Genomic DNA, 11,964 nt, shown 5'->3' on the forward strand with positions numbered 1-11,964 from the left:
TTCACGTCACGCCGCCTGCCTGCGGGCGCCGGGACCCGTCATGCAGCAGCCGTTGTCGATGTGATGCTGGAATTCGGCGCGGTAATGCTTGATGAAACTCTGCACCGGCCAGGCGGCGGCGTCGCCGAAGGCGCAGATGGTGTGCCCCTCGATCTTCTTCGAGATGTCCACCAGCATGTCGAGGTCCTGCTGGCGCCCCTGACCTTCCTCGATGCGCTTGATGACGCGGTACATCCAGCCGGTGCCTTCGCGACAGGGGGTGCACTGGCCGCAGGATTCCGAATAATAAAAGCGCGCGATGCGCTCCAGCATCCTGACCATGCAGGTGGTCTCATCCATCACCACCACCGCGCCGGAACCCAGCATGGAGCCGGCGTTCTTCAATGAGTCGAAATCCATGGTGCAGCCCATCATGACGTCGCCCGGCAGCACGGGCGCGGACGAACCGCCGGGGATCACCGCCTTGAGCCGGCGGCCCTTCCAGACGCCGCCCGCCAGCGCCAGCAGTTCCTTGAACGGCAGGCCCAGCGGCACTTCGAAGTTGCCGGGTTTTTCCACGTGGCCAGACACCGAGAAGATCTTGGTGCCGCCGTTGTTGGGCTTGCCCAGTTCCGCGAACCACTTGCCACCCTTGAGGATGATGCTTGGCGCGGAGGCAAAGGTCTCGGTGTTGTTCACCGTGGTCGGCCGGCCGAAGGCGCCGTAATTGGCGGGGAACGGCGGCTTGAAGCGCGGTTGTCCCTTTTTGCCCTCCAAGGATTCCAGCAATGCCGTCTCTTCGCCGCAGATGTAGGCGCCGGCGCCCAGGTGCGTGTGCAAATCGAAATCCACGCCGGAACCCAGAATATTCCTGCCGAGCAGGCCCTCGCGGTAGGCCTCCTTCAGCGCCTGTTCGAAACGCTCGCAGGGCTCGTCCATGAACTCGCCGCGGATGTAGTTGTAGCCCACCTTGCAGCGCATGGCGTAACCGGCGATGGCCATGCCCTCCACCAGCGCGTGCGGGTTGAACCGCAGGATGTCGCGATCCTTGCATGTGCCCGGCTCGGATTCATCCGAGTTGCAGATGACGTAGCTCGGACCCGTGGGGTTCTTCGGCATGAATCCCCATTTCACGCCGGTCGGGAAGCCGGCGCCTCCGCGCCCGCGCAGTCCGGAGTTCTTGACCTCCTCGATGATCTGATCCGGCGGAATTTTCTCTGCGAGAATCTTCCGCCATGCCCTGTAACCGTCGACCTTGAGATAATTCTCGTAGGTCCACGGCTGTTCGAATTGCAGCGTCCGGTAGCAGACCTGATTCAACTGCGTCATTTCAGATCCTCCAGGATGCGGTCGACCTTCTCCGGCGTCAGCTGCTCGTGATATTTGTGATCCACCATCATCATGGGGCCGCCGCAGCAGGCGGCGAGACATTCCTCCTCGCATTTGAGATGGATGCGCCCGTCCCGGGTGCTCTGGCCGGTCTTGATGCCGAGCTTCTTCTCCATGTGCGCCACGATGTCATCGGCGCCCCGCAGCATGCAGGAGATGTTGGTGCACACCGAGATGCTGTGCCGCCCGACCGGGTGGGTCTCAAACATGGAGTAGAAACTGGCCACTTCATACACCGCGATCGAAGGCATTCCGAGATATTCAGCCACGGCGTCCATCAATTCCACCGTCAGATGGCCGCCGTTCTCATGCTGGACTTCGCGCAGCGCCGCCAGCACGGCGGAGCGCTTGCGATCCGGCGGGTATTTCGTGAGCCATTGATCGATGACCTGCCGCGCATGCGCCGACAATTTTGCATTATTCGCTTCCATCAAGTCACCAAACCCATGAGCAAGTATTTCGCGTCCAGACAAGGCGCGAGGTCCTGAGCGGCCGGAGCATACGCGGCAGTATGTGAAGACCGCGAAGGGCCGGGCAACAAAGTATGGGCGCGAAAGACGAAGCTCATCTGTCCACCTCGCCAAAGACGATGTCCTGCGTGCCGATAATCGCAACAACGTCGGCCAGCATGTGGCCCCTGGCCATTTCGTTGAGCGCGGACAGGTGCGCGAAACCCGGCGCGCGGATCTTGACGCGGTACGGCTTGTTGGCGCCGTCGGATACCAGGTAAATCCCGAACTCGCCCTTGGGGTGCTCCACCGCCGCGTAGACCTCGCCGGCAGGCACGCAAAAACCCTCGGTAAACAGCTTGAAATGATGGATCAGCGACTCCATGTCGCCCTTCATTTCCTCGCGCCGCGGCGGCACCAGTTTGTGATCGTCGATGATCACCGGGCCGGGATTCGCGCGCAGCCACTTGACGCACTGCTTGATGATCCGCGCCGACTGCCGCATCTCCTCGATGCGGACAAGGTAGCGATCGTAGCAGTCGCCCTTCACGCCCACGGGAACGTCGAAGTCGATCTCATCGTAGACCTCGTAGGGTTGTTTCTTCCGCAGGTCCCAGGCGATACCCGAACCGCGCAGCATCGGTCCGCTGAAGCCCAGTTGCAGGGCACGCTCGGGCGTGACGACGCCGATCCCGACCGTGCGCTGCTTCCAGATGCGGTTGTCGGTCAGCAGTGTTTCATATTCGTCCACGCATTTCGGGAAACGATCGGCGAAGTCATCGATGAAATCCAGCAAGGAACCCCGCCGGTTGCGGTTGAGCCGCTGCGCGTCGCCGTCGCTTCGAAAACGCGAGGGTTGATACTGCGGCATTTGCGCCGGCAAATCGCGATAGACGCCGCCGGGGCGGTAATAAGTCGCATGCATGCGCGTGCCGGACACCGCCTCGTAGCAGTCCATCAAGTCTTCGCGCTCGCGGAAGGCGTACAGGAACACGGTCATTGCCCCGATGTCGAGCGCATGCGCACCGAGCCAGAGACAGTGGTTCAGGATGCGGGTGATCTCGTCGAACAGTACGCGGATATATTGGGCGCGCTTCGGCGGCGTGATGCCGAGCAACCGTTCGATGGCGAGCACATAGGCGTGTTCGTTGCACATCATGGAAACGTAGTCGAGCCGGTCCATGTAACCGATGCTCTGGTTGTAGGGCTTGCTCTCGGCCAGCTTTTCCGTGGCGCGGTGCAGGAGACCGATGTGCGGATCGGCGCGCTCGATGACCTCGCCGTCCATTTCCAGCACGAGCCGCAGCACGCCGTGGGCCGCAGGATGCTGGGGCCCGAAATTCAGCGTCATGTTCCGAATTTCCGGCATGATCTACGAAAATGTCCTGAAGGGCGCATCGCTGTGTTGAAAACGAACTCGAAATGCTCGTGTACTGGCCGTGTACACTCCGCTTTCTCGTCCATTTTCGCCTTGCGCTGCATCCCTTGATGACATTTTCATTGCTCCACTTCAATTCTTGGCTGATTTGTTGCGGGCGGCGTCAAAGCGATCATCCTTGCGGATCACGCGCGGCACCAGCACGCGATTCTGGATGGTCACCGGCTGGTACACCACGCGGCCCTTCTCCGGGTCGTAGCGCACCTCGACATGGCCTTCGAGCGGGAAATCCTTGCGGAAGGGATGGCCGATGAAACCATAATCGGTGAGCAGCCGTCGCAAATCCGGATGCCCCTCGAACAGGATGCCGAACAGATCGAATGCCTCGCGCTCGAACCAGTCGGCGGAATTCCAGATCGCCGTCACCGTATCCACGGTTGGCGGTTCACCTTCGGCAAAAACGCGCAAACGCAGGCGCTGATTATGTTCCAGCGATAGCAGTTGATAGACCACGGCGTAACGGCGCGGCGTGGTTTGCACATCGGGGTCATCGCTGACGCCACGGCTGAAACCGGAAGTCGTCGCATTGTTTGTTTCCCAATCGCTGCTTCCAAAGGCGGCGTAATCCACGCCACAAAGGTCCATCATCTGGGTAAACGCGAATTGCGGGTCATCCCGCAACCGCTGGCAAACTGTCGAGAACTGCGCGCGCGGCAACTCCATCGTCAGCTGGCCGGTGGCCAGTATGAGCTGCGTGTACTGGCCCGCGAAGCATTGTTCCAGTCGCGCTTGTAATTCCGTTACGGGCAGCGGCATGGGGCTATCTGGCGATGGTCTGGGTGCGGCGGATCTTCTTTTGCAACTGCACGATGCCGTACAGCAACGCCTCGGCGGTCGGCGGACAGCCGGGGACGTAGACGTCCACCGGCACGATGCGATCACAGCCGCGCACCACCGAGTAGGAATAATGGTAATAGCCGCCGCCGTTGGCGCAGGAGCCCATGGAGATGACCCAGCGCGGCTCCGCCATCTGGTCGTACACCTTGCGCAGAGCCGGGGCCATCTTGTTGACCAGCGTGCCGGCGACGATCATCAGATCGGACTGGCGGGGACTCGGTCGGAACACGACGCCGAAACGATCCAAATCGTAACGCGCGGCGCCGGCGTGCATCATTTCGACCGCGCAGCACGCGAGCCCGAAGGTCATCGGCCACAGCGAGCCGGTGCGCGCCCAGTTGATCGCGGCATCGAGCGTGGTGGTGACAAAACCGCGCTGCAGGAAGCCCGTCGTGTCCGTCAGCGTCGTCGGCACAGCGCCGGGGATGGGCGAGGAAGACTTGCTCATCGCCGCCGCCGTAAGATTAGTGCTCATAAAAAAATCCCTCGGAACAAGAAAACCGTTCGCCCTGAGGTATCGAAGGGCAAACGGTATTTTTGAGACAGGTACTTGTTATTCCCATTCGAGCGCGCCCTTCTTCCATTCGTAGATGAAACCCACGACCAGGATGGCGAGGAAGATCATCATCGCCCAGAAGCCGGCGGCGCCGATCTGGCGCAGGGCCACGGCCCAGGGAAACAGGAAGGCGATCTCCAGATCGAACAGAATGAACAGGATGGCGACGAGGTAATAACGCACATCGAATTTCATGCGCGCGTCCTCGAAAGCCTCGAAGCCGCATTCATACGGCGACAACTTCTCGCCGTAGGGTTTGCGGCTGCCAGTGAGGCTGCTCAGGACAAAGCCGATGGCAATCGACACCACGCCGACCAGGATGCCGACCACGATGAAGACCAGTATGGGCAGATAGCCTGTTAACATGGCGTAATCACGATGTATTTTCCCGGCCGCATCACCGCCTGCTGCTGCACAGCAATAGTGTACTGCAAATCCCTCTTAAATGTTGGATTTCACAACCGATTAATAATTCCAGACGCCCCGGTCAGGGCGGCTTCGGCAGCCGGTTTCCGTCCCACGAGGCCTATGCTGTCAAACCGCGAAACGCGACGCGACGGACGCCCAAGGACTCCAGCTGCGCGCGACGCTCCGGGTCCGCCAGCGCGATGAACTCCTCGGTGCAAAGATAGCTGTCCGGCAGATGGTCGGCATCGGCCGGCCACCGCCTTGTAGCAGGATGACAATACAATTCGGTGACACCGTCCGGCAGATGATCAAGAAATCGGACGATACGCGCGGATGTCATGCGACCGCTGTCGTACAAACCGAAAATGTGATCGTTGCAGAGTATTCCCGCGCGACGCAACCGCCGGCGCATGGTGCGCAGGCGGTTGGCGGCGAACAACCAACCCCGGCAGCGCCGCAGCAATCCTTCGCGTTGCGCGCGCCAGGAAACCAGTGGTGGTTCGCTCGGCACCCGCACAGCTTTAATGCCGTATTCCGGGGCGAGCTTGATCAACAAGTCGACGATCACCGGATGCTGGTGGAAATGATGGTGCCCGTCCACATGATCGAGCGGGAGGCCGGTGGCGAGGAATCGCTCGAGTTGCGCGCGCACTTCCACCTCCGCCTGTTGCTGCACTGGGCGCAGGAAAAACAACTTCACGCCCACGCGCACCGGATCACGCAGGAAACGCCCGTCACGCCCGACCAAATCCGGCAGTTGCTCCGCAGGCAGCGCCGGCCGGCCGTCCACCAGCGCCAGATGCAGGCCGACTCCGAGCGTGGACAGCCGGCGCGCGCGTTCCACGGCATCCGCCGCCGCCGGCGCCGTCACCATGAGACTGGCGGCGGTCAGTATGCCGCGGCGGTGCGCCTCCTCCACCGCCTCGTTCACCGGCACGGACAGGCCGAAATCATCGGCGGTAACGATGAGTGTCTTCATGGGTCGTTCGAACCGGGTGCTGGATGGTGCCGACGGAGAGACTCGAACTCTCACGGGTTGCCCCACCACCCCCTCAAGATGGCGTGTCTACCAATTCCACCACGTCGGCATGCGTATGACGATATGAAAACTAACAGAAATCAGTTTTTTGGTGCAGGGGGCACGGTGGGCACGTCCGCGGGTTTGCTCTCCGGCGCCGGCGGGGCCGTCCTTTCCGCCCCGGCAGCCTGTACCGGCGCCGGGGAATTCTCCTGCACCGGAGTGCTCATTCCGGGTTTGGCCGGCACATCCGCGGGCTCATTTACCGGCGGGGCGGTATTCACCGGCGTCTTGCCCGCGGGCGCGGTGACGACGCTTTCCATCAAACTTTTTTTCGGGGCCTGCTGGTTGGACAGATGCCACAGCACGAAACAATTGATGAAAAATAAAGTGGCGAGAATCGCCGTGGTGCGCGACAGAAACGAGGCCGAGCCGCGCGCGCCGAACACGGTCGCCGAGGCGCCGCTGCCGAAGGCCGCGCCGGCCTCCGCCCCGCGACCGCGCTGGATCAAAATCAACGTGGTCAGCGCCGCCGCCATCAATACATGAAATACCAGCAATACAGTCATCAACATGTTGCAAGTCTCTCGATTAACGTTGTCTCTTCGCGGCATGGCAAATCGCGGCGAACTCCGCAGCGTCCAGCGAAGCACCGCCCACCAGCGCGCCGTCAATATCTGCTTCCGCGAACAGCGCCGGCGCATTCGCCGCCTTGACGCTGCCGCCGTACAGGATGCGCACCCGCGCCGCCGCCGTGGCGTCATGGCCGGCGATGCGCTGGCGCAAAAAGGCGTGCACCGCTTCCGCCTGCGCCGGCGTCGCGACACGCCCCGTGCCGATTGCCCACACCGGTTCGTAGGCAATCACCGCATCCGCCAACGCCGTTGTTCCACTGCGGTTCAGCACGGCGTCGAGTTGCCGTGCCACCACCCGCTCGGTGTCGCCGGCCTCGCGCTCGGCCAGCGTCTCACCCATGCACAGGATCGGCGTCAGGCCCACTTCGAGCGCCCGCGCGAACTTGGCCGCAACAAGCTCATCTGTCTCACCGTCATGCTGCCGGCGCTCGGAATGGCCGATAATCACGTAACGGCAGCCCAGTTCCTTCAGCATACCGCCCTCCACCTCACCGGTATGCGCTCCGGGCGGGTGCGGCGATAAATTCTGTGCACCAAGGCAGATGCGCCGCGTTACCGGCATATCCGCCAACAACGCCGCCACATCGCGCAAATGCACGAATGCCGGGCATACCGCCACCTTCACGTCCTGCATCGGCTTCAACTCACGGCGCAAATTTTCCAACAATGCCCGCACCGAACCCAGCGTGCCGTTCATTTTCCAGTTACCCGCCACCAGGCGATCACGCACGCTTATTCTCCCGACGGGGTCTTTGCCGGCCGACGCATTCGACAAAAGGGCCGCAAAGCTTAACCACCGCTGCCCCCGAAATCAATTTTTAGCGGCCCGGCCGGTTCGCTGGCGACTTGGACACATGCGCCGCAGACAGCATATTTCACAGCGCGGGCGGGGCCGGCATATCTCCTTGGCGTGGCGGACGATGAGGGCGTGGTATTCATTATAAAGCGGCACATCCGGGCCCAGCGCGGTCTCGAAACCGGTGCGCAGCGTCTCGTAGGATTCATCGCCCTTGATGAGCCCCAGGCGCGAAAACAGCCGCCGCGTGTAGGCATCGATGACAAATACCGGCCGGTGCAGGGCATAGAGTAGGATGTCATCGGCGGTCTCCGGGCCGACGCCGTGCACGGCCAGCAGATCATGCCGCAACGTAGGCGTATCCATCATCTTCAGCACGGACACGCCGCCACGCGCCAGCAGCCATTCACAGAAATGCCGCAGCCGGCGCGCCTTGACGTTGAAATAGCCGGAGGGACGGAGCAGTTCCGCCAGGCGTTTGAGTGGCAGCCGGACGATCCGGCGTGCGTCCAGAGAGCGCACGGCGATTAAGTTGGCGATGGCGCGCTCCACATTGCGCCAGGCGGTGTTCTGCGTCAGCACCGCACCGACCATGATTTCAAACGGCGTGTCACCCGGCCACCAATGCTGAGGACCATGGTGATGATGAAGCCGCTCATACACGGTGCGCAACCGCCTCGCGTTCATCGCGTGCGTGGACGCCGTGATTTGGACGACGGCCGCTGGTTACGATGGCTGCCACGGCCCACACTCTGGCCGGGTTTACGGCTGGTTTCTGTGGCGGTTTTGGAACCAGAATCATGGCCATGCTCACGGCGTTCCTGGCGCGGGTCAGTGCGGCGGCCGCGGCGGGGGCTGTTCCGCGCAGCCGCTTGGCGCCTGGATCCGGACCTGGATTTGCGCGGTGGTGGTGCCGGGAATCCGGCGATTTGCAACAAGGCATTGAGTTCGGCGTCCTCAAGTTCCCACCAGCGACCGGCGCGCTGATCACGCGGCAGCAGACAGGGACCGTAACGCACGCGAATAAGGCGGCTGACCGTCAGTCCCTGCGATTCCCACAGGCGCCTGACCTCCCGGTTGCGGCCCTCGTGCAACGTCACGTGATACCAGTGGTTGGCGCCGCTGCCGCCGGCGTCGATGATGGTGTCGAAGTGTGCAGGACCGTCGTCCAGTTCCACGCCGCTCTGTAAACGGTGCAGCATATCGGGCGTGACCGTCCCTAATATGCGCACGGCGTATTCGCGTTCCACACTACTCGAAGGGTGCATGAGGCGATGGGCCAGCTCCCCATCGGTGGTGAACAACAGCAGGCCGGAGGTGGCAACATCAAGCCGGCCGATATTGAGCCAGCGCCCGCCGCGCAGGTTCGGCAACCTGTCAAACACGGTTCCGCGCCCCTGCTCATCGCGCCGGCTGCAAATTTCGCCCGCCGGTTTGTGGTAACCGATCACCCGCAGCTGCACCGGCGCCAGGCGCATGGCCGGTACGCGGCGACCATCCACGTGGATGTCATCACCGGGATTCACCGCCTGCCCGATCTGCGCGATGCTGCCGTTGACACTGACACGCCCGGCGGCGATCCAGCCTTCCAGCTGACGGCGCGAACCCAACCCGGCGCGGGCCAGCACCTTGTGCAGACGTTCACTCACTTGCCAACCGGGAAAATTTATTCCGCCGCCTCGGCGGCCTGGGCGCTGTTTTCCCGTGTGCCGTCATCCGCTTCCGGAATGGACGCCATTGCGGGCACTCTCTCCGCCTCGTTCGCGGCGCCGGTACCGTCGGCCGATGACGCCGGCAATTCACGGAACAGATCAAGATTGATGTCCTCGATATCCCGCAACTCCGACAGCTCCGGCAGATCGGACAGGCTTTTCAGATTGAAGTAATCCAGAAATTCCCTGGTGGTGGCGTATACCGCGGGTCGGCCGGGCACGTCGCGGTAGCCTGCCACCCGCACCCATTCGCGCTCGGTCAGGGTTTTCAGAATGCTCGGCGCCAGCGACACGCCGCGGATGTCCTCGATCTCGCCGCGCGTGATCGGCTGGCGGTAGGCGATGATCGCCAGCGTTTCCAGCAGGGCGCGCGAATACCTCGGCGCCCGCTCCTCCCACAGCCGGTTGATCCACGGCGCGTATTCGGCGCGCGCCTGGAAACGCCAGCCGCTCGCCACTTGTTTCAGTTCGATGCCGTGCCCGGCGTAATCCTGCTGCAGGGATTCCACCGCGGCACGCACGGCCTCGTGCTCCGGCACCGCGCCCAAGCCGAGATCGAACAACGCCTCCAGCCGGTCCAGCGACAACGGTTCATCGGTCACCATCAGCGCGGCTTCGATGATCTTTTTCAGTTCTTCCATGTTCATGCCGGCACCGCCTTCACGTAGATCGGGCCATGCGGCTCATTCTGCACCATTTCGATCATGGCCCCCTTCAGCAATTCCAGAATGGCAAGCAGCGTCACCACCACGCCTGCGCGGCCCTCGGACACCGTGAACAGCCGCGTGAATTCCACGAAACCATCGCGGCTGCGCTCGAGCACACTGGCCATGCGCTCGCGCACCGACAGGGGCTCGCGCCGGACGCGATGGTTCGTGAACAGATCGGCGCGCGCCAGCACCTCGGCGAATGCCGCCATCAACTCCTGCATCGTCACCGTCGGCGGGCGCAGACTGACGTGGCGCTCCGGAAAGGGCACGACGACGGCGTGGAGGTCGCGTTCCAGCCGCGGTAATTGCTCCAGATCCTCCGCCGCCCTCTTGTAACGCTCGTATTCCTGCAGGCGGCGCACGAGTTCGGCGCGCGGGTCCTCCTCGTCGTCGGCGCGGGCGGGGCGCGGCAGCAGCATGCGCGATTTGATCTCGGCGAGCATCGCGGCCATCACCAGATATTCCGCCGCCAGTTCCAGTTGCAGTTCCTGCATGAGATCGATGTAGGACATGTACTGGCGCGTAATCTGGGCGATGGGGATGTCCAGGATGTCCAAGTTCTGACGTTTGATCAGATACAGCAGCAAATCGAGCGGCCCCTCGAAGGTTTCCTCCAGAAACACCGCCAGGGCGTCCGGCGGTATGTAGAGGTCCTTGGGCAGTTCCGTCAGCGGCACGCCCTGCACGATGGCAAATGGCATCTCCTCCTGCTCCGGACGCGCGCCCTGCGTGACGAGATCTTCAGTGCTCATCGATAAACAAGGCCCATTGCTTCGCGCACATCCTCCAGCGTTTCGCGCGCCGCTTCACGCGCCTTCTCGCAGCCTTTATCCAGGATTGCACGCACGTTGTCGAGGTCCTCGAGATATTCCTGGCTGCGCTCGCGGATGGGCTTCAACTCCTTCAGCACCGCGTCGATCACCGGTTGTTTGCACTCCAGGCAGCCGATGCCGGCGCTACGGCAGCCTTGCTGCACCCATTTCTTCACATCATCGCTGGAGTAAATCTCGTGAAATTTCCACACCGGGCATTTATCCGGATTGCCCGGATCGGAGCGGCGCACGCGCGCCGGGTCGGTCGGCATGGTGCGCAGTTTTTTCTCCACCGCCTCCGGATCTTCGCGCAAACCAATGGTGTTGTTGTAGGACTTCGACATTTTTTCGCCGTCCAGTCCCGGCACCTTCGATGCCGGCGTCAACAGCGGATGCGGCTCGGGCAGGATGACCTTGCCGCCGCCTTCAAGATATCCGAGCAGGCGCTCGCGATCGCCAAGACTCATGCTCCGCCGCGCGTCAATCAGCGCCTTGGCCTTTTCCAGCGCCGCTGCGTCGCCTGTCTCCAGATACTGCTTGCGCAGATCGTTGTAGAGGGTGGCGTTTTTCTTCCCCAGTTTCTTCACCGCCGCCTCTGCCTTCTGCTCGTAGCCCGGCTCGCGGCCGTAGAGAAAATTGAAACGCCGCGCGACTTCGCGCGAGAGTTCGATATGCGCCACCTGATCCTCGCCCACCGGCACATAGCCGGCCTTGTAGCAGAGCACGTCCGCCGTTTGCAACAGCGGATACCCAAGAAAGCCGTACGTCGACAGGTCCTTGGCCGCCAGTTTTTCCTGCTGATCCTTGTACGACGGCACCCGCTCCAGCCAGCCGAGCGGCGTGATCATCGACAACAACAGGTGCAGCTCGGCGTGTTCCGGGACGCGCGACTGGATGAACAGCGTCGCCTCGCCCGGATTCAAACCCACGGCCAGCCAGTCCACCGCCATTTCCAGCACGGAGCCGGCGATGACGGCGGTATCCTCGTAGGCGGTGGTCAGCGCGTGCCAGTCGGCGACGAAATAAAAGCTCTCGTATTCATGCTGCAAACGCACCCAGTTCTTGAGTACCCCGTGGTAGTGCCCCAGATGCAATGCGCCCGTGGGGCGCATGCCGGATACTACACGTCGGCTGGCGGTCATGCTTGTAGGATTTCCCGTGGGCGTCGTGTTTATTTAAACTGAAATGACAAAACTATGACACGAAACGAATGGGGCATTTTACC

At 62.3% G+C, this 11,964-nt stretch carries 14 protein-coding genes and 1 tRNA gene; all 15 read right to left on the reverse strand.

Going from position 1 to position 11,964, the window contains the following annotated elements; genetic code table 11:
* Nucleotides 1-6: 6 nt before the first annotated feature.
* Entirely contained in the window at nt 7-1,308 is a 1,302-nt protein-coding gene (gene nuoF, locus VMH34_04840; GenBank protein HTT08098.1) for an NADH-quinone oxidoreductase subunit NuoF, read from the reverse strand.
* A complete protein-coding gene (locus VMH34_04845; protein HTT08099.1) occupies nt 1,305-1,799 on the reverse strand; it encodes an NAD(P)H-dependent oxidoreductase subunit E in 495 nt (164 codons plus the stop codon). Before VMH34_04845 ends, nuoF begins: the two co-directional genes overlap by 4 nt.
* A gap of 133 nt (nt 1,800-1,932) precedes the next feature.
* Nucleotides 1,933-3,186 (reverse strand): NADH-quinone oxidoreductase subunit D, encoded by a 1,254-nt coding sequence (locus VMH34_04850; GenBank protein HTT08100.1) that lies wholly within the window; start codon nt 3,184-3,186, stop codon nt 1,933-1,935.
* A 141-nt stretch (nt 3,187-3,327) separates the two neighbouring features.
* Nucleotides 3,328-4,011, reverse strand: a complete 684-nt coding sequence (locus VMH34_04855) for an NADH-quinone oxidoreductase subunit C (protein ID HTT08101.1) — start codon at nt 4,009-4,011, stop codon at nt 3,328-3,330.
* A gap of 4 nt (nt 4,012-4,015) precedes the next feature.
* Nucleotides 4,016-4,567, reverse strand: coding sequence for an NADH-quinone oxidoreductase subunit B family protein (locus VMH34_04860; GenBank protein HTT08102.1), 552 nt, complete (start codon nt 4,565-4,567; stop codon nt 4,016-4,018).
* Nucleotides 4,568-4,645: 78 nt separating this feature from the next.
* Complete coding sequence (locus tag VMH34_04865) at nt 4,646-5,014, reverse strand: NADH-quinone oxidoreductase subunit A (protein HTT08103.1); 369 nt, start codon at nt 5,012-5,014, stop codon at nt 4,646-4,648.
* Between the two features lie 160 nt (nt 5,015-5,174).
* On the reverse strand, nt 5,175-6,035 hold the full coding sequence (gene hpnK / locus VMH34_04870; GenBank protein ID HTT08104.1) for a hopanoid biosynthesis-associated protein HpnK: 861 nt from the start codon (nt 6,033-6,035) through the stop codon (nt 5,175-5,177).
* Between the two features lie 24 nt (nt 6,036-6,059).
* Nucleotides 6,060-6,144, reverse strand: a tRNA-Leu gene (locus tag VMH34_04875).
* 31 nt (nt 6,145-6,175) lie between these two features.
* Nucleotides 6,176-6,649: a preprotein translocase subunit SecG gene (gene secG, locus VMH34_04880; GenBank protein HTT08105.1), complete on the reverse strand. Its 474-nt coding sequence runs from the start codon at nt 6,647-6,649 to the stop codon at nt 6,176-6,178.
* Nucleotides 6,650-6,665: 16 nt separating this feature from the next.
* Nucleotides 6,666-7,439, reverse strand: a complete 774-nt coding sequence (gene tpiA, locus VMH34_04885) for a triose-phosphate isomerase (protein ID HTT08106.1) — start codon at nt 7,437-7,439, stop codon at nt 6,666-6,668.
* A gap of 81 nt (nt 7,440-7,520) precedes the next feature.
* A complete protein-coding gene (locus VMH34_04890) occupies nt 7,521-8,192 on the reverse strand; it encodes an endonuclease III domain-containing protein (protein ID HTT08107.1) in 672 nt (223 codons plus the stop codon).
* Nucleotides 8,189-9,154 carry a pseudouridine synthase gene (locus tag VMH34_04895; protein HTT08108.1) on the reverse strand — a complete coding sequence of 322 codons (966 nt, stop codon included), beginning with the start codon at nt 9,152-9,154 and terminating at the stop codon, nt 8,189-8,191. Before VMH34_04895 ends, VMH34_04890 begins: the two co-directional genes overlap by 4 nt.
* Nucleotides 9,155-9,171: 17 nt before the next feature.
* Nucleotides 9,172-9,864, reverse strand: a complete 693-nt coding sequence (gene scpB / locus VMH34_04900; GenBank protein ID HTT08109.1) for an SMC-Scp complex subunit ScpB — start codon at nt 9,862-9,864, stop codon at nt 9,172-9,174.
* The gene (locus VMH34_04905) at nt 9,861-10,679 is read right to left on the reverse strand and encodes a ScpA family protein (protein HTT08110.1); all 819 of its coding nucleotides are present in this window, start codon (nt 10,677-10,679) and stop codon (nt 9,861-9,863) included. Before VMH34_04905 ends, scpB begins: the two co-directional genes overlap by 4 nt.
* The gene (locus tag VMH34_04910) at nt 10,676-11,881 is read right to left on the reverse strand and encodes a tryptophan--tRNA ligase (protein HTT08111.1); all 1,206 of its coding nucleotides are present in this window, start codon (nt 11,879-11,881) and stop codon (nt 10,676-10,678) included. Before VMH34_04910 ends, VMH34_04905 begins: the two co-directional genes overlap by 4 nt.
* Nucleotides 11,882-11,964 lie beyond the last annotated feature (83 nt).

The organism is Gammaproteobacteria bacterium, assembly GCA_035501935.1.
Lineage (GTDB): Bacteria > Pseudomonadota > Gammaproteobacteria > JAJPIJ01 > JAJPIJ01 > JAJPIJ01.

Bases quoted from the DNA above. Each gene is read 5' to 3' on its own strand.
- nuoF (HTT08098.1), bottom strand. From the start codon at position 1,308: ATGACGCAGTTGAATCAGGTCTGCTACCGGACGCTGCAATTCGAACAG.
- VMH34_04845 (HTT08099.1), bottom strand. From the start codon at position 1,799: ATGGAAGCGAATAATGCAAAATTGTCGGCGCATGCGCGGCAGGTCATC.
- VMH34_04850 (HTT08100.1), bottom strand. From the start codon at position 3,186: ATGCCGGAAATTCGGAACATGACGCTGAATTTCGGGCCCCAGCATCCT.
- VMH34_04855 (HTT08101.1), bottom strand. From the start codon at position 4,011: ATGCCGCTGCCCGTAACGGAATTACAAGCGCGACTGGAACAATGCTTC.
- VMH34_04860 (HTT08102.1), bottom strand. From the start codon at position 4,567: ATGAGCACTAATCTTACGGCGGCGGCGATGAGCAAGTCTTCCTCGCCC.
- VMH34_04865 (HTT08103.1), bottom strand. From the start codon at position 5,014: ATGTTAACAGGCTATCTGCCCATACTGGTCTTCATCGTGGTCGGCATC.
- hpnK (HTT08104.1), bottom strand. From the start codon at position 6,035: ATGAAGACACTCATCGTTACCGCCGATGATTTCGGCCTGTCCGTGCCG.
- secG (HTT08105.1), bottom strand. From the start codon at position 6,649: ATGTTGATGACTGTATTGCTGGTATTTCATGTATTGATGGCGGCGGCG.
- VMH34_04890 (HTT08107.1), bottom strand. From the start codon at position 8,192: ATGAACGCGAGGCGGTTGCGCACCGTGTATGAGCGGCTTCATCATCAC.
- scpB (HTT08109.1), bottom strand. From the start codon at position 9,864: ATGAACATGGAAGAACTGAAAAAGATCATCGAAGCCGCGCTGATGGTG.
- VMH34_04905 (HTT08110.1), bottom strand. From the start codon at position 10,679: ATGAGCACTGAAGATCTCGTCACGCAGGGCGCGCGTCCGGAGCAGGAG.
- VMH34_04910 (HTT08111.1), bottom strand. From the start codon at position 11,881: ATGACCGCCAGCCGACGTGTAGTATCCGGCATGCGCCCCACGGGCGCA.